The organism is Streptomyces monomycini (genome assembly GCF_022271435.1).
Lineage (GTDB): Bacteria > Actinomycetota > Actinomycetes > Streptomycetales > Streptomycetaceae > Streptomyces > Streptomyces monomycini.
The window spans coordinates 90,311-114,302 of sequence record NZ_JAFIQY010000026.1; the positions used below are offsets into that span (position 1 = coordinate 90,311).

Annotated in this window: 23 protein-coding genes; 9 read left to right on the forward strand and 14 right to left on the reverse strand. The window is 71.7% G+C overall.

Annotated features, from left to right (window positions below; genetic code table 11):
* The first annotated feature begins 387 nt into the window (after window positions 1–387).
* Window positions 388–1,743 carry a hypothetical protein gene (locus tag JXZ78_RS26060; protein WP_238783378.1) on the forward strand — a complete coding sequence of 452 codons (1,356 nt, stop codon included), beginning with the start codon at window positions 388–390 and terminating at the stop codon, window positions 1,741–1,743.
* On the opposite strand, the gene JXZ78_RS26065 is transcribed toward JXZ78_RS26060, so the two are convergent.
* From JXZ78_RS26065 to JXZ78_RS26075, 3 genes are all read right to left on the reverse strand, one after another.
* Window positions 1,664–2,881 carry a DUF418 domain-containing protein gene (locus tag JXZ78_RS26065; RefSeq protein ID WP_030017998.1) on the reverse strand — a complete coding sequence of 406 codons (1,218 nt, stop codon included), beginning with the start codon at window positions 2,879–2,881 and terminating at the stop codon, window positions 1,664–1,666. The genes JXZ78_RS26060 and JXZ78_RS26065 overlap by 80 nt on opposite strands.
* Before the next feature lie 153 nt (window positions 2,882–3,034).
* Window positions 3,035–3,316 carry a hypothetical protein gene (locus JXZ78_RS26070; protein WP_050502072.1) on the reverse strand — a complete coding sequence of 94 codons (282 nt, stop codon included), beginning with the start codon at window positions 3,314–3,316 and terminating at the stop codon, window positions 3,035–3,037.
* A 268-nt stretch (window positions 3,317–3,584) separates the two neighbouring features.
* A complete protein-coding gene (locus JXZ78_RS26075; protein WP_033037103.1) occupies window positions 3,585–4,868 on the reverse strand; it encodes a geranylgeranyl reductase family protein in 1,284 nt (427 codons plus the stop codon).
* 150 nt (window positions 4,869–5,018) lie between these two features.
* On the opposite strand from JXZ78_RS26075, the gene JXZ78_RS26080 reads away from it, so the two are divergent.
* A complete protein-coding gene (locus JXZ78_RS26080; protein ID WP_050502071.1) occupies window positions 5,019–5,558 on the forward strand; it encodes a GNAT family N-acetyltransferase in 540 nt (179 codons plus the stop codon).
* A 57-nt stretch (window positions 5,559–5,615) separates the two neighbouring features.
* Here JXZ78_RS26080 and JXZ78_RS26085 read toward each other — a convergent pair whose 3' ends face one another.
* The 6 genes from JXZ78_RS26085 to JXZ78_RS26110 form a co-directional block, all read right to left on the reverse strand.
* On the reverse strand, window positions 5,616–6,314 hold the full coding sequence (locus JXZ78_RS26085; RefSeq protein WP_030017994.1) for a demethylmenaquinone methyltransferase: 699 nt from the start codon (window positions 6,312–6,314) through the stop codon (window positions 5,616–5,618).
* A gap of 231 nt (window positions 6,315–6,545) precedes the next feature.
* On the reverse strand, window positions 6,546–6,710 hold the full coding sequence (locus JXZ78_RS26090; RefSeq protein ID WP_238783379.1) for a hypothetical protein: 165 nt from the start codon (window positions 6,708–6,710) through the stop codon (window positions 6,546–6,548).
* 30 nt (window positions 6,711–6,740) lie between these two features.
* Window positions 6,741–7,163: a Uma2 family endonuclease gene (locus tag JXZ78_RS26095; protein WP_238783380.1), complete on the reverse strand. Its 423-nt coding sequence runs from the start codon at window positions 7,161–7,163 to the stop codon at window positions 6,741–6,743.
* A 116-nt stretch (window positions 7,164–7,279) separates the two neighbouring features.
* Window positions 7,280–7,825, reverse strand: coding sequence for an amidohydrolase family protein (locus JXZ78_RS26100; RefSeq protein WP_030017992.1), 546 nt, complete (start codon window positions 7,823–7,825; stop codon window positions 7,280–7,282).
* A 25-nt stretch (window positions 7,826–7,850) separates the two neighbouring features.
* A complete protein-coding gene (gene mqnC, locus JXZ78_RS26105) occupies window positions 7,851–9,050 on the reverse strand; it encodes a cyclic dehypoxanthinyl futalosine synthase (protein WP_030017991.1) in 1,200 nt (399 codons plus the stop codon).
* Between the two features lie 143 nt (window positions 9,051–9,193).
* Window positions 9,194–10,945 carry a serine/threonine-protein kinase gene (locus JXZ78_RS26110; protein WP_238783381.1) on the reverse strand — a complete coding sequence of 584 codons (1,752 nt, stop codon included), beginning with the start codon at window positions 10,943–10,945 and terminating at the stop codon, window positions 9,194–9,196.
* A gap of 160 nt (window positions 10,946–11,105) precedes the next feature.
* Between JXZ78_RS26110 and JXZ78_RS26115 the strand changes: the two genes are divergently transcribed.
* Complete coding sequence (locus JXZ78_RS26115) at window positions 11,106–12,281, forward strand: alpha/beta hydrolase (RefSeq protein WP_030017857.1); 1,176 nt, start codon at window positions 11,106–11,108, stop codon at window positions 12,279–12,281.
* Between the two features lie 336 nt (window positions 12,282–12,617).
* Here JXZ78_RS26115 and JXZ78_RS26120 read toward each other — a convergent pair whose 3' ends face one another.
* Entirely contained in the window at window positions 12,618–13,517 is a 900-nt protein-coding gene (locus tag JXZ78_RS26120) for a menaquinone biosynthetic enzyme MqnA/MqnD family protein (protein WP_078623967.1), read from the reverse strand.
* A 249-nt stretch (window positions 13,518–13,766) separates the two neighbouring features.
* Between JXZ78_RS26120 and JXZ78_RS26125 the strand changes: the two genes are divergently transcribed.
* The 3 genes from JXZ78_RS26125 (at window position 13,767) to JXZ78_RS26135 (ending at window position 16,617) form a co-directional block, all read left to right on the forward strand.
* Window positions 13,767–13,970 (forward strand): cold-shock protein, encoded by a 204-nt coding sequence (locus JXZ78_RS26125; RefSeq protein ID WP_003984261.1) that lies wholly within the window; start codon window positions 13,767–13,769, stop codon window positions 13,968–13,970.
* 182 nt (window positions 13,971–14,152) lie between these two features.
* Complete coding sequence (locus JXZ78_RS26130) at window positions 14,153–15,310, forward strand: AraC family transcriptional regulator (protein ID WP_050502057.1); 1,158 nt, start codon at window positions 14,153–14,155, stop codon at window positions 15,308–15,310.
* 83 nt (window positions 15,311–15,393) lie between these two features.
* Window positions 15,394–16,617: a lipase family protein gene (locus JXZ78_RS26135; RefSeq protein WP_030017854.1), complete on the forward strand. Its 1,224-nt coding sequence runs from the start codon at window positions 15,394–15,396 to the stop codon at window positions 16,615–16,617.
* Between the two features lie 135 nt (window positions 16,618–16,752).
* Here the strand turns inward: JXZ78_RS26135 and JXZ78_RS26140 are convergent, their stop codons facing one another.
* A complete protein-coding gene (locus tag JXZ78_RS26140) occupies window positions 16,753–18,732 on the reverse strand; it encodes an AMP-dependent synthetase/ligase (RefSeq protein WP_030017852.1) in 1,980 nt (659 codons plus the stop codon).
* Window positions 18,733–18,944: 212 nt separating this feature from the next.
* On the opposite strand from JXZ78_RS26140, the gene JXZ78_RS26145 reads away from it, so the two are divergent.
* Together JXZ78_RS26145 and JXZ78_RS26150 are read left to right on the forward strand one after the other, a co-directional pair.
* Window positions 18,945–19,091 (forward strand): hypothetical protein, encoded by a 147-nt coding sequence (locus JXZ78_RS26145; RefSeq protein ID WP_238783382.1) that lies wholly within the window; start codon window positions 18,945–18,947, stop codon window positions 19,089–19,091.
* The gene (locus tag JXZ78_RS26150) at window positions 19,091–19,990 is read left to right on the forward strand and encodes a MaoC family dehydratase (RefSeq protein WP_167745382.1); all 900 of its coding nucleotides are present in this window, start codon (window positions 19,091–19,093) and stop codon (window positions 19,988–19,990) included. Before JXZ78_RS26145 ends, JXZ78_RS26150 begins: the two co-directional genes overlap by 1 nt.
* 21 nt (window positions 19,991–20,011) lie before the next feature.
* Here the strand turns inward: JXZ78_RS26150 and JXZ78_RS26155 are convergent, their stop codons facing one another.
* Window positions 20,012–20,674, reverse strand: coding sequence for a TetR/AcrR family transcriptional regulator (locus JXZ78_RS26155; RefSeq protein WP_030017850.1), 663 nt, complete (start codon window positions 20,672–20,674; stop codon window positions 20,012–20,014).
* A 140-nt stretch (window positions 20,675–20,814) separates the two neighbouring features.
* On the opposite strand from JXZ78_RS26155, the gene JXZ78_RS26160 reads away from it, so the two are divergent.
* A complete protein-coding gene (locus JXZ78_RS26160) occupies window positions 20,815–21,702 on the forward strand; it encodes an alpha/beta fold hydrolase (RefSeq protein ID WP_030017849.1) in 888 nt (295 codons plus the stop codon).
* Window positions 21,703–21,803: 101 nt separating this feature from the next.
* Here JXZ78_RS26160 and JXZ78_RS26165 read toward each other — a convergent pair whose 3' ends face one another.
* Both JXZ78_RS26165 and JXZ78_RS26170 read right to left on the reverse strand, forming a co-directional pair.
* Window positions 21,804–23,168, reverse strand: coding sequence for a dicarboxylate/amino acid:cation symporter (locus JXZ78_RS26165; RefSeq protein ID WP_030017848.1), 1,365 nt, complete (start codon window positions 23,166–23,168; stop codon window positions 21,804–21,806).
* 388 nt (window positions 23,169–23,556) lie between these two features.
* A complete protein-coding gene (locus tag JXZ78_RS26170) occupies window positions 23,557–23,847 on the reverse strand; it encodes a DUF4229 domain-containing protein (protein ID WP_030017847.1) in 291 nt (96 codons plus the stop codon).
* Window positions 23,848–23,992: the final 145 nt, after the last annotated feature.

The following is a 23,992-nucleotide window of genomic DNA, read 5'->3' on the forward strand; positions in this document are numbered from 1 at the left end:
GCGTCCGAGGCCGAGTTGGCCGTGTTGACGGCATGCTCACCGGCACACGGGATTCCACGACCCGGTGAGCCGCGTCGCGGCGTGCCGTGTGGTCCTGAAAAGAACCGGGAAAGAACTGACCAACCTCCCCTCCCTGTCCCCTTTTTCCGTTTGTCACCTGATCAGGTGACGCGCTCGCCTACCGGGGCCCGGAGGCTGTACGTTCACGCCACAACCCAAAAAAAATGGCCCCCGGCGGGACTTGCGATCCCAATGCCGAGGGCCCGATCAAGAGGAAGCAAGGACCTTCCCCATGATCGCCAAGAGGAAGAAAGGCCCTTCCCCATGACTCGACTTGAGTCTAACGCGCCCATCCGCTCCGTCGCTGCGATTCGGCCGTTCTCCGGAGTGATCCACGTACGGCACCACCACACGGTCAGCTTCACGGTCGTCGGCAACCACCTGGCCCTCAACCCGATGATCTCCACCGTGGCCCTCGGCTACGCCGTACGCGTACAGGCCATGCCCGACGGCGCCACCGTCAGCATCCGGAAGCTCGCCAATACGTACAAGGAGACGGAGTACGTGATCGGCAAGGCGCTCAAGGAGCTGGAGGACGAGGGCTACCTGGTACGGGAGCGGATCCGCATCGACGGCCAGCGCATCGTCACCCGAACCACGTACTACGAGAACCCGAAAGACCGTTTACGGTCGACCGATCCGACGCCGCCGCAGCAGCGGCAGGCCCCGCCGCCACCTCCACCCGCGCCCTCGCCCCCACCACCGCCTCGCCCACAGCCTGTGGACATCCCCGAGCCCCCACGGACGGACACGGCCGTCGCGCCGGAGGAGCCCGATGCGTTGGAGGCGATCGAGGGGTCTGAGGCGATCCAGGTGACCGAGCTGTCTGAGGCTCCCGAGCCCGAGGCACCTGCGACCTGCGAGAAGGCCGAGGCCACTGAGGCATCTGCGGCCTCCGAGACCCTTGAGACGCCCAAGTCACCCGAGGTTCCCGGGGTCCCCGAGATGCCCGGGGCACCTGAGACACCCGAGGCACCCGCCGCAAACGAGGTGCCTCCACCGCCGCAGGTGACCCCACAGCCCCAGGCAGCCCCGTCAGCCCAGGTGAACCCGCCGCCCCAGGTAGCCCCAACAGCCCAGGTGCCCCCGTCGCCCCAAGCGCCCCCGCCACCCCGCACCCCCGGCGCTCCCCCCGCCGCTCCCCCCGCCCTCATCCCCTCCCCGGCCGCCGACCTCCTCTGCGGCCTGCGGCTCGCCGACGAGCGCCTGACGCTCTCCGTACGGGACGTGAACCGCCTGGCCCCGGCCGTCTCGGCCTGGCTCGACCGTGGTGTGTCGGCCGCGTACGTCGTCCATTCGCTCGTCTCGACACTCCCTCCCGGCGCGATCGGCCACCCGGCCTCGTTCCTGAAGTACCGCCTGACCGAGAAGCTGCCGCCGCCCCTGCCCGTCCGGCCCCCCGAGGGGCCGGGGCGCGTGCGCGCCACCGGCCAGGAGTGCCAGATCTGCGGCCTCCCCTTCGCGGCCCCGACCGGTTCCCCTGCTACGGCCCCGGCCCCGTCGTCGGCCCTGGTCCGCTGCCCCCGCTGCCGTACGGCCGAGGAGTGGACGGCGGCGGCACCCCGGCCGGCCGCGCTGCGCAACGTCCAGGCCCCCACCCGCCTCAGGACCGGAGCAGCCGCTTCTGGACGGACTCCAGCGGCCCGTGCTCGAAGCGCCGCAGCCAGAGCCTTGCCCCGCTGACCAGTACCGCGCACACCGCCGCCCACAGGCCCAGCACCCACCAAGGCCCGTGGTCCGCCCACCGTGCGGCCAGGCCGAGTCCGAGTCCGTAACAGACCAGGACGCACAGCACGTTCTGCAGGACGTAGCAGGACAGCGCCGTACGGCCGACCGCGGTGAGCCCGGCGGTCAGCGGGCCCGGCCGGCGTACGCGGTCGACGAGCAGGCCGATGAGGCCCAGGTAGCCGACGGCGACGACGGGGGCGGCCCCGTACCGGGCCACCATGGCCAGGTCCGGACCGGCCGCCACCGCGGCCACGTTGAGCGGGACGCCGAGGCCCAGGCCCCAGCCGCACAGACGGCGCCGGATGCGCCGCCCGGGCGCGTCCGGGCGGAAGGCGCCCGCCCGGTACAGCCGCACGCCGAGGTGAAAGAGGAAGACGAGCAGCGCGAAGGAGATGACGGGTTCCATGCGCAGGGCGATCGCGTTCTGGAGTCGGAAGGCGATCTGTTCCAGGTAGCTCCCGTCGGCGTACAGGTCGACAACCCGAGGATTCACGCCCGCACTTGGAGCGCTCCCGGCATCCGCCCCGGAACCGCCCCCGGCCACGGCAGCCAGCGTCAACAGCCCCAGCACCACCCCGTGCACCCCGCCCGCCACCCACATCAGCACCCGCTGCGTGCGCGCCGTGCGCGTCAGCTGCCAGGCCACCAGGAGGGCGACGACCGCGTACCCCATCAGTACGTCCCACGCGAAGACGAGGACGAAATGCACGGTGCCCTCGACGAAGAGGAACAGAGCCCGCCACTTGTACCGGCCCGGCCACGGACGGCCGCGTTTCGCGGCGGATCCGAACTGGATGGCCAGGCCGACGCCGAAGAGAATCGTCAGCATCGAGAGGAACTTGCCGTCCGCGACGAACCGGAAGACGCCCTCCACGGTCCCGGCCCACGAGGCGCCGAACGACGCCGCGGTGCCGTTCCCGTTCAGCACGCCCCACTCCGCGCCCGGCGCCGCGAAGATCCAGACGTTGGTCATCAACGTCCCCAGGATCGCCACCCCGCGCAACACGTCCAGCAACGGCAACCGCCCGGCCCGCCCCACCCCGCCCGAACCAGCCGCCCCCGGCACAGCCCCCCGTACCTGCGTCTCCACCACGCCGCTTCCCTCCCCCGGTGCCCGCTTTCCCACCATGGTCGGGCCGGGGAGATCCCGACGCTTCGTCCGCGACGACGAGAAACGACTACACCGTTCGATGCAGCAGGGCGTGGCGCGGGGTGTTGCGCGCAGCGGCACACGCCGCTGACCGGCTCACCCTGTCGCCTCGCGGGCCTCTCGCAGTGCGGCCACCAGCTCGTCCCGCGCGGCGCTCCACGCCGGATCGTCGTGGTCGAGTGCCTGGAGGGCGTGTTCGGCAGCACGGCGTCGGGACAGCAGTTCGGGACGGCGCTCGATCTCGATCTCACCGGCCCACACGGTCAGCCACCCGCGGATCGGGCCAAGACTCTCCGTCTTGGCTGCGAGCGCGAAGGCTTCGTTCTTCTGCCGCTCCATCTCGGGCAGCCGGTGCGGCGCGAGGCGGGCCGGCGCCAACCTCGACGCGTCGGGGCTCCGGTCGGGTCTCGGGGCGTGCGCAGCCCCCTCAGCACCAAGGCCTGCGGGCTCGGACACACCGCACCTCCCTCACCGCGCGTTACCCCGGGCACCGCGCTCCTCGGAGCATCCACGCTGCGCCCACCCGCCCCCGGTGCAGGCGGATACGCGCTCCTGCCCTCCCAACGAGCGACCGTCAGCGTCTGAGAGACCCACCGCCGTGCGCCGGGCCGCTCGACTTCGAGCCGCGCGACCCGGCAGCGAACCGTCAGGCCCGCGGTGCCACCTTGCTCAGCCCGTTGATGATGCGGTCCATCGCGTCGCCGCCCGTGGGGTCGGTGAGGTTGGCGAGCATCTTGAGGGTGAAGCGCATCAGTACGGGGTGGGTCAGGCCGCGCTGGGTGGCGATTTTCATGACCTTCGGGTTGCCGATGAGCTTCACGAAGGCGCGGCCGAGGGAGTAGTAGCCGCCGTAGGTGTCCTTGAGGACCTTCGGGTAGCGCTGGAGGGCCAGCTCGCGCTGGGCGTACGTGGCGCGGGCGTGGGCCTGGACGATGACCTCGGCGGCGATCGAGCCGGACTCCATGGCGTACGCGATGCCCTCGCCGTTGAACGGGTTGACCAGACCGCCCGCGTCACCGACGAGCAGCAGGCCCTTGGTGTAGTGCGGCTGGCGGTTGAAGGCCATGGGGAGGGCGGCGCCGCGGATCGGGCCGGTCATGTTCTCCGGCGTGTAGCCCCAGTCGGCGGGCATGGAGGCGCACCACGCCTTGAGGATCTCGCGCCAGTCCAGCTCCTTGAAGGAGGAGGACGTGTTGAGGACGCCGAGGCCGACGTTGCTCGTACCGTCGCCCATGCCGAAGATCCAGCCGTAGCCGGGCAGCAGGCGGTCCTCGGCGCCGCGGCGGTCCCACAGCTCCAGCCAGGATTCGAGGTAGTCGTCGTCGTGGCGGGGCGAGGTGAAGTACGTACGGACAGCGACGCCCATCGGGCGGTCCTCGCGGCGGTGCAGGCCCATCGCCAGGGAGAGACGGGTGGAGTTGCCGTCCGCGGCGACCACGAGGGGGGCGTGGAAGGTGACCGGCGTCTTCTCCTCGCCGAGCTTGGCCTGGACGCCCTCGATACGGCCCGTCAGGTCGTTGATGACCGGCGCGCCGACGTTGCAGCGCTCGTACAGGCGTGCGCCGGCCTTCTGTGCCTGACGCGCCAGCTGCTCGTCGAAGTCGTCACGCTTGCGGACCAGGCCGTAGTCCGGGTACGAGGCCAGGTCCGGCCAGTCGAGCTGGAGGCGGTTGCCGCCGCCGATGATGCGCAGGCCCTTGTTGCGCAGCCAGCCCGCCTCCTCGGAGATGTCGATCCCCATGGAGATCAGCTGCTTGGTGGCGCGGGGCGTGAGGCCGTCGCCGCAGACCTTCTCGCGCGGGAAGGCGGTCTTCTCCAGGAGGAGGACGTCCAGGCCGGACTTGGCGAGGTGGTACGCGGTCGCCGAGCCGGCGGGACCGGCCCCGACCACGATGACGTCCGCGCTGTACTCGGAGCGGGGGGTGTTCACGGACTCGCTCACGGACTCGCTCACGGCATCAGTCGCGGACTCGGTCACGGCGGGATCTCCCCGGAAGTCGATATCTGGGTGCCGACCGGCACTGGGCCCCGTCAGTCTATGGGGGCACAGGTGATCAGGAACTGAAGGGTTGGTCGGTGCATGCATGAGCCGCTGGGGGCACCACGGACACCGTCCGGAACGGGTTTCACGCTGCGCGTTCCCGCCGAGGAGGACGCCTGGCACTGGCACCGGGTGTTCGACCACCCGGAGGTGATGGAGTTCCACGGCGGCACCACCGCCGAACTCTCCGTCTACCAGGAGCTGACCGCCCGGCAGCGCAGGCACCACGCCGAGTACGGGTACTGCCTGTACTCGATGGTCGAGGCGGGAGAACCGGGGGCCGGACCGGTCATCGGATTCACGGGCGCGCAGCCCTGGCCGCACGACTGGGGACCGGTGGGCGAGACCGAGATCGGGTGGCGGCTGGGGCGGGCGTACTGGGGCAAGGGGTACGCGACGCAGGCGGCCCGGGCCGCGCTGGAGGTGGTGCGGGCCGCGGGGGTACGGAGTGTGGTCGCGATGGTGGCGGCCGGGAACGAACGGTCCGTCGCGGTGACCCGGCGGCTCGGGATGCGGCACGCGGAAACGTTCCGTACGCCGTCCGGGCGGCAGGGGTACTGCTACCGGCTGGAGCTGTGAGAAAGAGGGGCAGGTGAGGGGGCCGCCGGACCGCTGTGCCCGTGGCCCCTTCTCCCGTCACGCGCCCGGCTTCGTCCCCCGGTGCAGGGCGACGATGCCGCCCGTCAGGTTGCGCCAGGCCACCTTCGACCAGCCCGCCCCCTGGAGGCGCGCCGCCAGGGCCGGCTGGTTGGGCCAGGAGCGGATGGACTCGGCGAGGTACACGTACGCGTCCGGGTTGCTGCTCACCGCGCGCGCGACGGGCGGCAGGGCCCGCATCAGGTACTCGGTGTAGACCGTACGGAACGGCCCCCACGTCGGCTCGCTGAACTCGCAGATGACGACCCGGCCGCCGGGCTTGGTGACCCGGTACAGCTCGCGCAGCGCGGCGTCCGTGTCCTGGACGTTGCGCAGCCCGAAGGAGATGGTGACGGCGTCGAACACGTCGTCGGCGAAGGGCAGTCGCATCCCGTCACCGGCCACGAACGGCATCCACGGGCGGCGCTTCTTGCCCTCGCCCAGCATGCCGACGGAGAAGTCGCAGGGGACGACGTAGGCGCCGGTGCGGGTGAAGGGCAGCGAGGAGGTGCCCGTACCGGCGGCGAGGTCGAGCACGCGCTCGGCGGGGCGCGCCGCGACGGCCCGCTCCACCTCCTTGCGCCACAGCCGCGCCTGCCCGAGGGACAGCACGTCGTTGGTGAGGTCGTAGCGCGCCGCCACGTCGTCGAACATCGCGGCGACGTCCTGCGGCTGCTTGTCCAGAGAGGCTCGGGTCACCCGGCCATTGTTCCTTACGGCTCCGGAAGGCGTTGGTCGGGGACGGCCCGATGCCCCCCTCAGAACATCCGGGCGGTCCAGCGGTGCTGCGTCTGCTGCGAAGCATCGTGAGCGGCCGAATGGGCCGTCCCCGCGGGAAAGATCTTGCCGGGTGGAAGGGCCGACTCCGGTTTCGTTGACGGTGTCCTGACGCAGGACGCGTCGGCCTTCACGGATCGTTGATGCCCGGACTCACAGCTCCAGCAGACTCGCCAGGTCGATGCCGATGGGGAAGGGCCGGTCCGTCTCCAGTTTCTCGGCGTGGCGAGGGTGCTCGGGGGCGGGAACGTACTCACCCACGTCACGGCGCAGCCAGAACTCGTGCACTACCGGCCTGTCGTCCGCACCGTGCTCCACACGCCAGAAGTACGGGATGCCCGCCTCGGCTTACAGGAAGGGCTTGCTGCTCCGGTCCCGGACTTGGGAATCCGGCGACACCACTTCCACCGCGAGCTTCACGATGCCGGCCGGCGTGGCCGCCAACGAGGCGACGTCGATCCCGCTCTTGTCGAAGACGACGATGTCGGGCTTGACGGTGTTGTGAGCGTCGAGCACCAGACACCGCTCGGCATTGACGCCGTACAGGTCGGGTTTCACCTGCTTGATGCGGAAGAACAGCTCGTCCCGGACTTGGTCGTGCCACCATTCCGCCATCCCCCGAACCACGATCGCTCCGTCCATGAGTTCCCAGTCGAAGGGCAGCTCCAAATCCTTGACCTGATCGAACGTCCACCGCCCACCAGGCGGGTTCATCCAGGTCTCCGGAGTCGCCTTCTCCAGCCGCCGGTCAGTGCTCATCACTGCTCCCATGGACGCGAGTGTGGACGCGAGTGTGGACGCGAGTGCGGACGCGAGTGCGGATTACGGTCCTGAATACGACAGTACCGTCACACGAAGTGACGGGAGCGCTTCTCGACGTTGACGCCTCAGCGTCCCCGGTACACCAACCGGCCGCCCAGCACCGTCACCAGGCAGCGTCCGTCTTCCGCGAACACCGCGAAGTCCGCGGGGCCGCCGGGAGCCAGGACGTGCGGTCCGGACGGCTCGCGCAGGCCGGAGCGGGCGACCGCCGTGCGGACGGCGGGGCGGGTGAAGGGGCCGGAGACCGATGTCGTACCGATGGCGAGGAGCCGCTGCACGCCCCTGCGGGCGCTCGCGCCCCAGCGGGTGTCGGTCATGCCGAGGGCGGTGAGGGCGTCGCCGGTGAGCGGGGCGGTGCCCAGGTCGTCGGCCTCGCGCGGGTCGGGGTGGTAGGCGGATTCGAGCAGCGCGGCGCCGTCGGGTTCGTGGCGGCCGGGGGCCAGGGTGCCGTTCCAGTCACGCACCCGGGCACGCTCGCCGTACCGCTCGTACAGCTCCTCGTACGGGCCGATGGCCTCGATGCGGTCGCCTGAGACGACGACCGCGTGCCCGGGGTCCGGGGCGCCGTCAGGGGCGCGTCGGACTCCGTGCACGCGGTGGATCGTCAGCACGGCTGTCTCGGTTCTCTCAGTCGCCTCAGTTGGCCTCGACGAGCTTCAGCTCGGGGTGTGCCGTGCCGCCCTCGATGGCCGTGGAGGAGATGTGCGAGGTCACGCGGTCGTCGACCGGGTCGTTGGCCGGGTCGTCGTGCACGGCCAGGTGCTCGTACGTGGTCGCGCGCTGCGCCGGGACGCGGCCCGCCTTGCGGATCAGGTCGATGATCTCCTGGCGGTTGGAGCGGTGCTTGGCACCGGCGGAGGAGACCACGTTCTCCTCCAGCATGATCGAACCGAGGTCGTCCGCGCCGTAGTGCAGCGACAGCTGGCCGATCTCCTTGCCGGTGGTCAGCCAGGAGCCCTGGATGTGGGCGACGTTGTCGAGGAAGATCCGGGCGATGGCGATCATGCGCAGGTACTCGAAGATCGTCGCCTGGGTGCGGCCCTTGAGGTGGTTGTTCTCGGGCTGGTAGGTGTACGGGATGAAGGCGCGGAAGCCGCCCGTACGGTCCTGCACGTCACGGATCATGCGCAGGTGCTCGATGCGCTCGGCGTTGGTCTCGCCGGTGCCCATGAGCATCGTCGAGGTGGACTCGACGCCCAGCTTGTGCGCCGTCTCCATGATCTCCAGCCAGCGCTCGCCGGACTCCTTCAGCGGCGCGATGGCCTTGCGCGGGCGCTCCGGCAGCAGCTCGGCGCCGGCGCCCGCGAAGGAGTCCAGGCCCGCGGCGTGGATGCGGCGGATGGCGTCCTCGACGGTGGTCTTGGAGATCCGGGCCATGTGCTCGACCTCGGAGGCGCCGAGGGAGTGGATGACCAGCTGCGGGAACGCCTTCTTGATCGCGGAGAAGTGCTCTTCGTAGTACTCGACGCCGTAGTCCGGGTGGTGGCCGCCCTGGAACATGATCTGGGTGCCGCCCAGCTCGACGGTCTCGGCGCAGCGGCGCAGGATGTCGTCGAGGTCGCGGGACCAGCCCTTGGCGGTGTCCTTGGGCGCGGCGTAGAAGGCGCAGAACTTGCAGGCCGTCACGCACACGTTGGTGTAGTTGATGTTGCGCTCGATGATGTACGTCGCGATGTGCTCCGTACCGGCGTAACGGCGGCGGCGCACGGCGTCGGCCGCGGCGCCCAGCGCGTGCAGCGGCGCGGAACGGTACAGGTCCAGCGCTTCCTCGGGCGTGATCCGCCCGCCCCCCGCGGCGCGGTCGAGTACGGACTGAAGGTCGGCGTTCTCGGTCACCGGGCGTCCCTTCGGAGGCGGGCATAACGACCGAACCAGCGTACGCCAGCGGTACGACAGGCCTGGCGGCGGCCGGGTCGGACGACTGACGGCGGGTGGCGTGGCGGCCGGACGGCGGGCGGGGCCGCGGTTCCTCCCGGGGGTCAGCCGCCGGTCTTCTTCATGGTGGCGCGGGGGCGGCCGCCCGCCTCGTCGTCGGAGGCGAAGGAGAGCGTGCCGTCCTTGCCGAGCGTGTACGTGACGGCCGCCTCGGCGCCCGTACAGCCGGGCCCGGGCTTGCCGTCCGTGCGCTCCCGGAGGGTCAGCGTGGTGGCGGTGGCGGACACCAGCTTCGCCTTGGCGGCGCACCGGGCGATCAGGAAGTCGTACGAGGTGTGGACGACGTACTCGCCCTTGGCGCCGGGAGCGATGGTGCTGGTGATGGTGCCGTTGGGGATGTTGTGACGGGTGACGACCGTGCCGGTCCAGGTGCCGAGGAAGGACTTCGGGACGGCCGGCTCCCCGGGCCGGGAACCGCCGGGCGACGGGGTCTGCCCGCTGCCGGGCGGCTTCGCGGCCGCGTCCCTGCCGCCGCCCTCGCCCTGGCCGGGCAGCAGCTGGAAGACGAACGCGGCGGTCGTCGCGGCGGCGAGCGCACCGGCCACGGACAGGACCAGCGTGCAGCTCATCCGGCGGCGCCCCGGGGTACTGCTGCCGAGGACTCCCTTGAGGGAGAGGCGGCGTTCCCTGGAGGTGGGCTGGGAAATGGGCTGGGCGGGTGCTTCCGGTGGGGGCGGGGGCTGTGTGGGGGCGGCGCCGGCGGTTGGCCAGGAGGGGTGGGAAGAGGGGTGGGGGTGGGGGTGGGGATGCGGGTGATGGTGGGGCTGGGGCGGGATGTAGGTCGGTTGCTGTCCGGAGGCGGCGGGGGCGGAAGCGCCGGGGCCGGCCGGGGCGTCGAAGGGGACGAGGCCGGACGGTGCCCCGTGTGAAGGGACGCCGGGCGCCCCGTACGCCCGCGCGTCGAGATTCAGCAGTTCCACCGCCTGCCTGCTGACGCGTTCGACCAGCGGCGCCGGCAGCCAGCCGGCGCGCGCCGGTCCGCCGTCCGCTTCCGCGCCGCCCAGCCGTCCTGCGATCTCCTCCGGGGCGGGCCGGTCCTCGGGGCGCTTGGCCAGGCAGGCCGTGGTGATCTCGCGGAGTTCGCCCGTGAGGGCGGTGCCGAGGTCGGGGTCGCCGTGGACGACCTTGTAGAGGAGGGCCGCCGAGCTGTCCCCGGTGAACGGGCCGGCGCCGGTGGCCGCGTAGGCCAGTACCGCGCCGAGCGAGAAGACGTCGCAGGCGCCGGTGACGTCCTGGCCGAGGATCTGCTCGGGCGCCATGTAGCCGGGGGAGCCGACGGAGACGCCGGTGGCGGTGAGCGCGGCGCTGCCGTCCGTGGCGCGGGCGATGCCGAAGTCGATCAGCAGCGGGCCGTCGAGGGTGAGCAGGACGTTGGACGGTTTGACGTCCCGGTGGACCAGGCCGTGGGCGTGCACGGCGGCCAGCGCCCGGGCGAGCCCGGCGCCCAGCGTCCGTACGGCGGGGCCGTCCAGCGGGCCGAAGTCCTCGACGGCGCGGGTGAGCGAGGGGCCCGCCACGTAGCCGGTGGCCACCCAGGGGACGGGCGCGTCGGGGTCGGCGTCCAGTACGGGCGCGGTCCAGGCGCCGCCGACCCGGCGCGCGGACTCCACCTCGCGCCGGAAGCGGGCCCGGAACCGGTCGTCGGCCGCGAACTGCGCGTGCACGGACTTCACCGCGACGGTACGGCCGCCGGCGCTGCGCCCGAGGTAGACGCGGCCCATGCCGCCCGCGCCGAGCCGGCCCAGCAGCCGGTACGTACCGATGACGCGCGGATCGTCCGCCCCCAGCGGCTCCATGGCTTCGCCTCCCCCTGCCGGCCCGGATCACGGCACAGCCTATGACCCAGGTCATGCCCGGTCCGGTGAACCCGCACAGCGGCTTTCGCCATCAAAGAGATGGAACGCCAGCAACCGTCCGACTTGTCCTGCGGGGCAGCGCACCCATCCGGAGTCCTTCGTGCAGCACCAGCCCGGGGAGCAGCCCCCGAACGGCCCTGGGGGCCGGTCCGCGTACGGGTACGAGTCCGACGGCGGGCCCGCGTACGGCCCCGCCCGGGAGCACCGCGCGCCGCGCCGCCGTGCGGGCAGGCGGAAGCGGCTCTGGCTGACGGGGGCTGCCGTGGTCGTACTGGGCCTGGTCGCCGTGCCCGTACTGAACGCCTTCGACGTCTTCTCCGACAACGGCGAGCCGATGACCTTCGACCAGCCCCGCCCGGACGGTGGCGGCGCCGGCGGTTCCGGCGGCACGGGCGGGGCGTCCGGCGGGTCCGCGCCGGGGGTGCGGATGCCCACCGGGCCGCAGGCGCAGTTCACGACGGCGAACACGCTGGACGACGGCACCAAGATCGGCGTGACCACGCTGCACGGCAAGAAGTCCGGCTTCACGGGCCGGGTCTGGGTGTGGGCGCCCAAGGAGTACTACGAGGAGAAGTACGCGAAGAGCGCGTTCCCGGTGCTCATCGCGCTGCCCGGTGGTCCCGGCTACCCGGTCAACTACTGGATGGGAACCGACCTGAAGTTGCAGAGCAGCATCAGCGAGTGGTCGAAGTCGGGCAAGAGCAAGCCGTTCATCGTCGTCATGCCGGTCCTGAACGCGGACGACAAGAACTACTACGACGGCAGCGACATCCCGGGGCAGCCGAAGATGGGCACCTGGATGTCCGACGACGTCCCCGACCTGGTCAAGGCCAACTTCCGGACCTTCGCCTCCCGGGACGGCTGGGCCTTCATGGGCTCCTCCTCGGGCGCCTTCGTGGGCCTCAAGCAGGTGCTCCAGCACCCCGACCGGTTCAAGGCCGTGATCGCGAGCGGTCCCGACACCCGGCCGGACTCGCCGCTGTGGCGCGGCCACGAGAAGGAGCAGCGGGCCAACGACCCGGAGCAGCTGGCCAAGCAGCTGATCGCCAAGCCCGGGGCCCCGGACGTGCACCTCGCCTTCCAGATCGGCACCAAGGAGAGCGGCCGGGCCAAGCTGGAATCCTTCATGAAGAAATACGGCAAGGGACCGATCAAGACCCGCCTGCAAGTGATCGAAGGCGGCGGTCACAACGCCCGGGGATATGTCCGTGGCATGGACGAGGGAACCATGCAATGGATCAGCAACGTGATGCCGGGCCCGACGCCCGCCCCCTGACGCGCCGACCGGGCATTTCGTACGCCTTCCTTACTCTTTCCGGCTGACTTCCGTGCCGTTTCCGTGCGACTTCCGTACGCCCCCCCGTACGACTTCCGCACAACTCGGTACGCGCTGTCCGTGCCTTTCGTGCACTTTTCGCACGCCTCTCGCACAGCTCACATACCACTCGCGCACACCTTCCGCCCGCGTTTCCCGCGGATTCTGCACGTGTCCGGCAGGTGATCCGCACGCGGCCCGTACGCGCCCATATGCGACCCGTACGCGTTCCGTACACGTTCCCTACGCGGCCCGTACGCGGCCCGTACGCGCGGAATTCGCCGCCGGAAACGGAAGTCAGCCCTGCGGGGTCTGCAGCAGGTCGACCCGGACATCCGCCGGATAGCCGGTCGATTCTCCGGTCCTGCGGGCGAATTCCGTCACGCCACGCAACTGGTCCGGGCCGAAACGGAAGTCCAGTGTCGTGAAGTAGCGTTCCAGCACCTGCTCGTCGAAGGTCTCCCAGCGTGCGGCCTGCTCGGCCACCTTGCCGACCTCTTCGAGCGACAGGTCCCGGGAGGCCAGGAACGCCTCGTGCACCTTGCGTACGACGAGGGGCTCGCGCTCCAGGTAGTCCCGGCGGGTCGCCCAGACGGCGAAGACGAACGGCAGCCCCGTCCAGTCCTTCCACATCTGGCCCAGGTCGTGCACCTGGAGGCCGAGCCGCGGCGCGTCGTGCAGGTTCGCGCGCAGCGCCGCGTCCCCGATCAGCACGGCGGCCTCCGCCTCCTGCATCATCACGCCGAGGTCGGGCGGGCAGGTGTAGTAGTCAGGAGTGACGCCGATCTTCTCGGCCAGCAGCAGTTGGGCCAGTCGTACGGACGTACGAGAGGTCGAGCCGAGTGCGACCCGCGCCCCGTCCAGCTCCTCCAGGGGCTTCTGCGACACGATCACGCACGACATGACCGGACCGTCGCAGCCGACCGCCAGGTCGGGGAAGGCGACCAGGTCGTCGGCGGCCCGCAGGAACTCCACGAGGGTGACCGGCGCGATGTCGAGATCGCCGCGCACCAGCTGTTCGCTGAGCTTTTCCGGGGTGTCCTTCGTGAGCTCCAGGTCGAGCAGCGTGCCCGTACGCGCGAGGCCCCAGTACAGGGGCATACAGTTCAGGAACTGGATGTGGCCCACCCGCGGCCGGCTCCGACGGTGGTCGGCTGCGGCTCCTGCGGATGCGTCTCCAACGGTTGAATTGTCCACATGCGGAGGCTAGACCCGGAGGGTGCCGGACGATGCGGCGGGGCCGCCTGTGGCCGCTGCACCGCCCGGGTAAACGTGATCTTTGGCTCTTCCGCCCTCCAAGCGCCGCGTGCTACGCTCAGCGCAAGTTGCAGTTTGGTTTCCCTTGCAGTACAGAGCCTGCGGAGCATGTGACGCCGCAGGCTTTTGTAGTTTTCAGACTTCTTGCAGGTTCTGGAGCAGGGCAACCCTTTGGCCCAAGGAGGGCTTATGGCTACCGGAACCGTGAAGTGGTTCAACGCTGAAAAGGGCTTCGGCTTCATCGCCCAGGACGGCGGCGGCCCGGATGTCTTCGTTCACTACTCTGCGATCAACGCCTCTGGCTTCCGCTCCCTGGAGGAGAACCAGCAGGTGAACTTCGACGTCACGCAGGGCCCGAAGGGTCCGCAGGCGGAGAACGTCACGCCGGTCTGAGTTGCCCGGTCCGACCGATCGCGGTCGACTTAGCAGTACCCAAGGAGCCCCGCTCCTTCCTTTCGGGGAAGGGGACGGGGCTCCTGCCTTTTCCGTACCCCGCCGCACGAAAGCGGGCAGGCGGGTTTTCGGCGCTCCGGCCCTCCTGACCTCTTCGGCCCCCGCGGCTACCGTGCAGATTCATGACCGGGCCGACCATCGCGGTGCACCATGTGCGGGCCGTACTCAGCGGTGCGCGGCGGAGGGGTGTGGACGTCGTGCCGCTGTTGCAGGCGGCGCGGATCTCGCCCCTGCTGCTCGCGGACGAGCGGGCGCGGGTCGCCGCCGACCGCTTCGCCCGGCTGGTCAGGGAGGTGCACCGGGCGACGGACGACGAGTTCCTGGGCCTCGGGCCGCTGCCCAGCCGCCGCGGCACCTTCGCCATGATGGGCCTCGCCTGCCTGGGCTGCCCTGATCTCGGTACGGCGCTGGAGCGGGCCGTACGGTTCTACGGGCTGTTCCCCGGCGGGCCGGAGATGACGGTGACGGTGGGGTCTCCCGGGGCGACGGTGGAGTCTCCCGGTGGCGCCTCCGGCCCCGGTAGCGCCACCGGCCCCGTCACCGCTACCGCTGCCAGCCCCGGTAGCACCCCCGCCTCCACCCCCGCCCCCACTCCCGCCGAGTTCTCGATCCGTACCGATCTGCGCCCGTACCCCGAAGCCACCTTCCTCGCCGAGTCCGTGCTGATCATCTGGCACCGGCTCTCCAGCTGGCTCGTCGGCCGCCGCATCCCGCTGCGCCACGCCCGCTTCGCCCACCCCGCCCCCGCGCACGCGCCCGAGTACGAGCTGCTCTTCGGCTGTGCGGTGCGCTTCGGGGCGCCGCACACCGCGGCGGCCTTCGACGCCCGCTGGCTGGCGGCGCCGGTCGTCCGGGACGAGGCGGCGCTGACGGCGATGCTGCGGCGGGCGCCCGCCGACCTGCTGAGCCGCCGCGAGTACGGCACGACCGTCACCGAGCGGGTACGGCACACGCTCGTCCTCGCCCTGCGCGCCACCGGCCCGGCCCGGCTGCCGGAGGCGGCCGAGATCGCGGCGCGGCTGGCGGTCAGCCCGGCGACGCTGCGCCGCCGGCTCCAGGAGGAGGGCACCTCGTACCAGCGCCTGAAGGACGCGGTGCGCCGGGACGCGGCGATCAGCTCGCTGGCGGCGGGCCGGGAGCCGATCGCCGAGCTGGCGGCGCGGCTCGGCTTCTCCGAGGACACCGCCTTCCACCGGGCGTTCCGGCGGTGGACGGGGACCACGCCGGGCGCGTACCGGCTGCGTCCGCCCGCCGCTGCCCTTTGGGGTCAGCAAAGCTGAGCGTCCTGGTCAGCGCCGTACTTACCCGGGAGTCACTACGGTCACCCCAAGTACCCCGTCCTCCGGACCGTTGGGAGAGCCGCATGGTGCCCCACACCCCCCATGACCGGCGTGCGTCCCGCGCGCTGCGCACCACCGCCGTGACCGCCGTCACGGCGCTCACCCTCTCGCTCGGCCTCACGAACGCCACCGCCACCGCCACCGCACCGTCCGCCCCGGCGGCCCCGCAGGCGGCCGCGCGCCCCGGCGACGTCGTGGCTTCCTCCCCCACCTCCTTCCACCCGCTCCCGGGCCAGCCGACCCGCACCCGCGCCTGGCACATGGAGTACCGTTCGACCACCGCCAAGGGCACCCCGAACGTCGTCTCCGGCACCGTCATCGTCCCGGACGACGGCCGCACCGGGCCGCGCCCGCTGGTCACGTACGCCGTCGGGACGGTCGGCCTCGCCGACCACTGCGCGCCCTCGGCCGGCTTCCCCAAGGGCACCACCGTCGAGGCCAACCTCATCCAGCAGCTCACCGCCCGCGGCTGGGCGGTCGCCGTGACCGACTACGAGGGCCTGGGCACGCCCGGCGAGCACACCTACACCGTCGGCCGCGCCGAGGGGCAGGCCGTCCTGGACGCGGCACGCGCCGCGCAGCGGCTGCCCGGTGCCGTGCGGGCGGGCGTCACCCCGGACTCCCCGGTCGGGATCATGGGTTATTCGCAGGGTGGCCAGGCCTCCGGCTGGGCGGCCGAGCTGCACGGTACGTACGCGCCCGAACTGAAGGTCAGGGGCACCGCGACCGGCGGCGTCCCGGCCGACCTACTCAAGGTCGCCGACTTCAACAACGGCAACGTCGGGGCGGGCCTGATCCTGATGGCGGCCGTCGGCCAGGACGCCGCGTTCCCGGAGCTGGACCTGGCGAAATACCTCAACGACAAGGGCCGGCACCACGTCGGCTTCATGAAGAAGAACTGCGTGGCGATCGACGCCATCGCCGGGGCCTTCAAGAAGATCTCCGACGTCACGGTCAAGAACCCGCTGTACGAGGCCGACTGGCAGCAGCGGCTGCGGGAGTCGGACCTCGGTACGCGCAGGCCGGACGCGCCGGTGTACCTCTACCACGGCACGCTCGACGAGCTGATCCCGTACGGCGTCGGCAAGCAGCTGCGCGCTGACTGGTGCGCCAAGGGCACCGAGGTGCGGTGGGCGCCGATCCCGCTGGGTGAGCACGTCGTCGGCGCGGTCGCGGGTGCCGTACCGGCCGCCGACTGGCTGGCGGGCCGCTTCGCCGGGAAGCCGGCGGGCGGCAACTGCGGCTGAGCCGGCAGCGGCAGGCATACGAGGAGGAACCCCGTGCCACTTCCCCCACAGAGGTGACACGGGGTTCCGGTCTGCCGGGCCGGCCGGACCGGCCGGGCCGCATACGAGGTTACCCGGCGGTCAGTTAACGGAGCATCAGTACGGGGCCTCCGGCGCGTACAACTCCTTCAGCTCCGCGCCGAAGTCCCGTGCGACGGCGGCCCGCCGCAGCTTCAGGGACGGGGTGAGGTGACCGGCCTCCTCCGTGAAGTCGACCGGCAGCACGGTGAACCGGCGTATCGATTCGGCGCGCGAGACCAGCTGGTTGGCGTCGTCCACGGCGTCCTGGATGTCGGCCAGCAGCGCCTCGTCACGGACCAGTTCCGCCAACGGCACCTGCTGCTTCTTCCGCATCTGCCGCCAGTGCGCCAGCCCGTCCGGCTCCAGCGTGACCAGCGCGGTGATGTACGGGCGGCCGTCGCCGACGACCATGCACTGGCCGACCAGCGGGTGCGCCCGCAGGCGGTCCTCCAGCGGGGCCGGGGCGACGTTCTTGCCGCCGGAGGTGACGATCAGCTCCTTCTTGCGGCCGGTGATGGTCAGATAGCCGTCCGCGTCCAGCGCGCCGATGTCGCCGGTCGCCAGCCAGCCCGCGTCCTCCGCTCCCCCGCCGTCCCTCCCGCCCGTTCCGCTCTCGTCCACGTCCCCGGCCGGCAGCGGCCCGCCGGCCGCGGCGTCCCAGTAGCCGCTGAAGACCTGCCCGCCGCGCAGCAGCACCTCCCCGTCCTCCGCTATCCGTACGGCGGTGCCGGGCAGCGGCCGGCCGACCGTGCCGATCCGGGGTCTGAGCGGCGGGGTGAGGGTGGCCGCCGCGGTGGTCTCGGTGAGCCCGTACCCCTCGAAGATCTCGATGCCCGCGCCGGCGTAGAAGGCCGCGAGCCGCCGCCCGAGCGGGGAGCCGCCGCAGATCGCGTAGCGGACCTTGCCGCCGAGCGCGGCACGGATACGGCGGTAGACCAGCGGGTCGTACATCCGCCGGGCCGCTTTCAGCGCCACCCCGGGGCCGCTGCCCGTGCCGTGCTCCTCGGCCTCGACGGCTTCCCCGTAGCGCCGCGCGATCGCGGCGGCGCGGTCGAAGGAGGCGGCCCGGCCCATCTTCTCGGCCGTGGCGCGGCCGGTGTTGTAGACCTTCTCCAGGACGTAGGGGATCGCGAGCAAGAACGTCGGGCGGAAGGCGGCCAGGTCGGCGAGGAGGTCCTCGGTACGGATGCTGGGCGCGTGGCCGAGCCGTACCCGGGCGCGCAGGCAGCCGACCGCGACCATCCGGCCGAAGACGTGCGACAGGGGCAGGAAGAGCAGCGTGGAGGCGGGTTCGCTGCTGACCGACTTGAAGACCGGGTGCAGCAGTTCGATGGCGTTGTCCACCTCGGCGAAGAAGTTGCCGTGGGTCAGCACACAGCCCTTGGGGCGGCCGGTGGTGCCGGAGGTGTAGACGAGGGTGGCGATGTCCGACGGGCCGGTGGCCGCCCGCCGTTCGGTCACCAGCGCGTCCGGGACCGGCCGTCCGGCCGCCACGATCTGCGGTACGGCGCCGGTGTCCAGCTGCCACAGGTGGCGCAGTCCGGGCAGTCCGGACCGGACGCCGCTCACCAGCCGGGCCTCCGCGACGCTCTCCACGACACAGGCCGCCGCGCCCGAGTCCTGGAGGATCCAGTGCGCCTGGTGGGCCGAGGAGGTCGGGTAGACGGGCACGGTGACCAGGCCGGCCGCCCACGCGGCGAAGTCGACCAGCGTCCACTCGTACGTCGTACGGGCCATGATGGCCAGCCGGTCGCCCGGCCGCAGCCCGTGCGCGATCAGGCCCTTGGCCACGGCGAGCACCTCGGCGGCGAACTCGGCGGCGCTCACGTCCCGCCACGCGCCCCCGGCGTCCCGTCCCGCCTTCTTGCGCGCCAGTACGGCCTCGCCGGGCGCTTGCGCGGCGTTGTCGAAGGGGATGTCTCCCAGTGAACCGGTCCGCACCGGCGCCACCAGCGGCGGTACGGACACCTCCCGCACGGCCCCGTCCCGCACCCGGGTGCGGGGCTCCGCCGGAGCGGGCGCCGGTGGCCCGCCTTGCCGTTGCTGACTGGACACGAGCGGCTCCTCGTCTCACGGTGGTCGCAGGGTGTGCGCGGCGCGGCGGCCGGCGCGGCACAGCGGCCGGCGGACTCCAACGGGCCGGAGGAGCAGGCCCGTTGGGCGGCCGGGGGCGGCGCGCGGCCCGCAGGTTCGCGCTCTCGACCAACACCTGACCCGACAGTAACCTTACTTCGAAGTAAATTTACGCGAGGACCAGGAGTTGGCCAATGCCCGAGCACCGTCTTCCTCCCGCCGATACGGCCCCGGCCCTCCTCCGCACCCCTGGAACCCGCCGCCGGACGACCGTCACCGCCCGCCGCGCGGCGCCCGGCGCGGACCGCCCACTGGCCGCGCCGCACCGGCCGGGCGCCTGATGACGGCCGACGTGCCGGGCGGCGCGACCACCGGCCTGTCCCGCGCGCCGCGGCTCATGCCCGTACTGGCCAAAGGCGTGCTGACCGGCTTCGGCAAGCATCCGCGGCCGGACGCCGTACTGCCGCGCACCCGCCTCGTCCTGCCCGCCGTCCGCATCGGGCTGGGCCGGGCCGCCACGTACGCCCGGGTCTGCGGGTACGACGCCACCGAACCGCTGCCCGTCACCTATCCGCACATCCTCGGATTCCCGCTGGCCGCGCGGCTGATGAGCGCACGGGACTTCCCGCTGCCGATGCTGGGCCTGGTGCACACCGGCATCGAGATCACCCAGTACGCGCCGCTGCACCCGACCGACACGCTCGAACTGACGGTGTACGCGGGCGCGTTGCGACCGCACCGCCGCGGTACCGAGGTGGTGATGACCACCGAGGCGCGCCGTGGGGGCGCGCTGGTGTGGCACGACCGGAGCACGTATCTGGCACGGCACCGGACGGCGGGCGGCGCGGGGGCCGGGCGCCCCGGCCCCCCGTCTCCCGGCCCCCGCGAGCTGCCCGTACGCGCCCGCTGGCGCCTGCCCGCCGACCTCGGCCGCCGCCATGCCGCCGTCTCCGGCGACTACAACCCGATTCACCTGCACGCGCTCACGGCCCGCCCGCTCGGCTCCCCCCGGGCCATCGCGCACGGCATGTGGACCTTCGCGCGCTGCGCCGCCGAGGCGGTGCTGCCGGGTACGGCGACGCTGCGCATCTCGGCGGAATTCCGCTCCCCGGTCCTGCTGCCCGCCACCGTCGCGTACGCGTACGAGATCACGCGCGACGGCGGCGCGTTCCAGCTCCGCGGCGGCCCGGACGGGCGGCCCCGCGTCCACCTGGAGGGGCGGGTCGAAACGGACGTATGACGCCCGGGGGCGTACGCCTCCTCACCCGCCCGGCGACCAGCGCTCCCCGTCCATCAGCCGCCCCAGCCCTGCCCAGGCGAAGTTCATCAGCGTCGCCGCCGTGTCCTTGGCCGACGGGCGCTCCCCCGGCGCCGCCCCGCTGCCGCGGCCGTTGGCCCAGTCGGCCAGTGATTCGGCGGCTCCCACCAGCGCGTGCGCCAGGCCGGACACTTCACGCGCGGCCGGCTCCCGGCCGCAGCCCGCCTCCTGGGCCGCCGCGCCGATCATCGCGGTGACGAACTCGACGATCTCCGCCCGCATCGCGGCGACCTCGACCGCGAACGGTTCCCCCTGCGTACGGGCCTGCTGGTGCAGCACCGCCCAGCCGTCCGGATGCTCGGCCGTATGTGCGAAGAACCCTTTCAGCCCACTCCAGAGCTGCCGGTCGGCGGGCGCGTCCGGCTCCACCGCGGCCCGTACGGCCTCCGCGAGCGCCGCCGACTCCCGCCGGATCACGGCACTGAACAGCTCCTCCTTGGAGTTCAGGTACAGATAGACCAGCGGCTTCGACACTCCCGCCACTTCGGCGATCTCGTCCATCGAGGCCGCCCGGTAACCGCGCCGCGCGAAGGTCAGCACGGCCGCGTCGAGCATCTGCTGCTCCCGTACGGCCCGCGGCATCCGCTTGCTCTTCACAGCTCCCACGCCGATTGCCCTTCCGTCCCGCCCCTTTACCGCCAAGTAAGTTTACGTTTTCCCGCCTTGTCCGACGCCTCTTGACGCGATCGCTCCGCAAGCGAGACGATACGACTCGTCTCGTTTATTCGGCCGGAAGGACTCTCCCCATGCACCAGGCACACCAGCGGTTCGTCGCAGCGGCCCCCGGCGTACGCCTGTGGACCGACCAGCGCGGACCGGCCGACGCGCCCCCGCTGCTGCTGGTCATGGGTGCGCAGGCGTCCGGCCTGGGCTGGCCGGAGCCGTTCGTGGACGCGCTCGCCGTCCAGCACCGGGTCATCCGTTACGACCACCGCGACACGGGCCGCTCCACCTGGTCCTTCGACGAACAGCCGTACCGCATCACGGACCTGGCGTCGGACATCGTCCGCGTCCTCGACGGCCTCGGCGTCGAGCGGGCGCACCTGGTGGGCCTGTCGCTCGGCGGGATGCTGACGCAACTGGTCCTCGCCGACCACCCCGACCGGGTCCTGAGCGCCACCCTGATGGGCACCAACGCGCTGAGCACCACCCCGTACACCCGCCCGGACGGCGTCCGGGTCCCCGTCGCCGACCTGCCCGGCATCGCCCCGGAGGTGCTGGAGATGTGGGCCCGCCCCGTCGAGGACCACGGCCTGGAGGCCGAACTCGACCGGCGCGTCGAGCACTGGCGGGTCCTCAGCGGCGGACAGCTCCCCTTCGACCCCGGCCACTACCGCGCCCTGGAACGCCGGATCATCGAGCACACCGGCCGCTACGACGTCTCCACCGCCCCGGCCCGCGCCGACCACTCGGGAATGCTGCGCACCGAAGCCCTGGCCGCCAACCGGATCCCCACCCTGGTCGTCAACGCCCCGGCCGAACCGGTCTTCCCGCCCCCGCACCCGCACCACCTCGCCCAGGCCGTCGGACACGCACACCTTGTCGAGATCCCCGGCATGGGCCACGCCCTGCCGCCGGCGGTCCAGGGGCCACTGGCGGAAGCGATCCTCGCGCACACGGCGAAGGCCGGCTGAACCGAGGGCGCGTACTCCCGCATGCGAAACGCCGGACGGGCTGGGAGGTCCCAGCCCGTCCGGCGTTCAGGCCGGCACGGCCCCGCGGCCGGTGTCCGCGCTCAGGCTCCGGCAGGCGCCGGTACCGACACCTTCCGCTCCGCGTCCGCCTCCGCGACCACGCCGTCCTCCAGCTCCACGCCGGCCGCACGGTCGTACGCGTCGCGGTCCAGGATCTTCTCCTTGGCCGAGACCAGGATCGGCACGACGACCTGGCCGGCGACGTTGGTGGCCGTCCGCATCATGTCCAGGATCGGGTCGATGGCCATCAGCAGGCCGACGCCCTCCAGGGGGAGGCCGAGGGTGGACAGGGTCAGGGTCAGCATGACGGTGGCGCCCGTCAGGCCGGCGGTGGCCGCCGAGCCGATGACCGAGACGAAGGCGATCAGGATGTAGTCACCGACGCCCAGGTCGACGTCGAAGATCTGCGCGATGAAGATCGCGGCGAGCGCCGGGTAGATCGAGGCGCAGCCGTCCATCTTGGTCGTCGAGCCGAACGGCACCGCGAAGGACGCGTACTCCTTCGGGACGCCCAGGCGCTCGGTGACCTTCTGGGTCAGCGGCATGGTGCCGACCGAGGAGCGGGAGACGAACGCCAGCTGGATGGCGGGCCAGGCGCCCTTGAAGAACTGCAGCGGGCTGACCTTGGCGAAGACCGACAGCAGCAGCGGGTAGACGCCGAACAGGACGATCGCGCAGCCGACGTAGATGTCGACGGTGAAGGTCGCGTACTTGCTGATCAGGTCCCAGCCGTAGTCCGCGATGGCGTAGCCGATCAGGCCGAGCGAGCCGATCGGGGCGAGGCGGATGACCCACCACAGGGCCTTCTGGAGCAGCTCCAGCGCGGAACGGCTCAGGCGCAGCACCGGCTCGGCGCGGTCGCCCAGCTTCAGGGCCGCGATGCCGGCCACCGTCGCCATGAAGACGATCTGCATGACCTTCAGGTCGGTGAACGGCGTGATGACGTCCTTGGGGACGATGCCGGTCAGGAAGTCGATCCAGGAACCGGCGTGCTCGGGGAGCTTGCCGTCCTTGGGGGTCAGGCCGGTGCCCGCGCCGGGGTTGCTGATCAGGCCGATCGCCATGCCGATGGCGACCGCGATCAGCGAGGTGACCATGAACCACAGCAGGGTGCGGGTGGCCAGCCGGGCCGCGTTGTTGACCTGCCGCAGGTTGGTGATCGAGACCAGGATGGCGAAGAAGACCAGCGGCGCCACGGCCAGCTTGAGCAGCTGGACGAAGAGGCTGCCGATGGTGTCGAGGGTGGTCTTGAGCCAGGAGACGTCACCGCTCTTGGCGATCCAGCCGAGCAGCACGCCCAGGACCAGGCCGAGCAGGATCTGGGCCCAGAAGGGGACCTTGGGTATGCGGCGGGAGGTTCTGGCGGTCTCGGGCGACCGCTCGGTCTCGGAAGACGTGGTGGACAACGGACACACTCCGGGGACAGACAGGCGTCGAAAGGTGAGGAAACGGCGGACAGCGCCAGGAGAAAGGAGGTCCGTATCGATCCGTACGGGATCTCCGGCCGCTGCGGTGAAGGAGTCAGCGGCGGCAACAGGCCGCGGACATGCAGCGGCAAAGATCGACGTGCAGGCGCGCCACGAGCGGGACGCCCGTGGTGTGGTGGTGCGCTGCTGCTGTCTTCATGTCGAACACGTTAACACTTGAACTTTGGGGAACCCAAAGAAATTCTTTGGGCCCGAGCAGCGGGAGGGGCCGGAGTGGCTGGTGGAACGCGTGATGCCCCGCCGAGGAGTGTTCTCCTCGGCGGGGCATCCGTCGGCTGTGAGGCGCCTTGCAGCGCCGGCGGGCGGGCTACAGGAGACCGTCCTCCTGGCGGGCGCTGGCCGCGATGCGGGCCTTCTGCCGGTCCACCTTCTGCACGATCTGCTCGGACATCGCGTCCCGCTGCTTGCGCAGCAGCACGAAGCTCAGCGGCGCGGAGATCACGATGGCGAGCAGCAGCAGCCACACGGCGTTGGAACTGCCCACGCCGAGCGGGATGATGTGGAAGTACGCCAGCGCCCAGACCAGCGCGAAGCACACGACGAAGATCCCCAGACGCAGGGCGGTGTAGCGGAGCGTGGCGAACTTCTGGCTACTCACGGGCGGACCTTCTTCACGACGACAACCGAAAGGGTCTGTCTCCAGTCAAGCACAGCCCGATTCGTGATCTTTTCGGGCCCCTGCCGCGAGGCGGGTGCGGGGCGCCGGGCGGGGGGGGGCGCGGGGCGCCGGGCGGGGCGGGGCG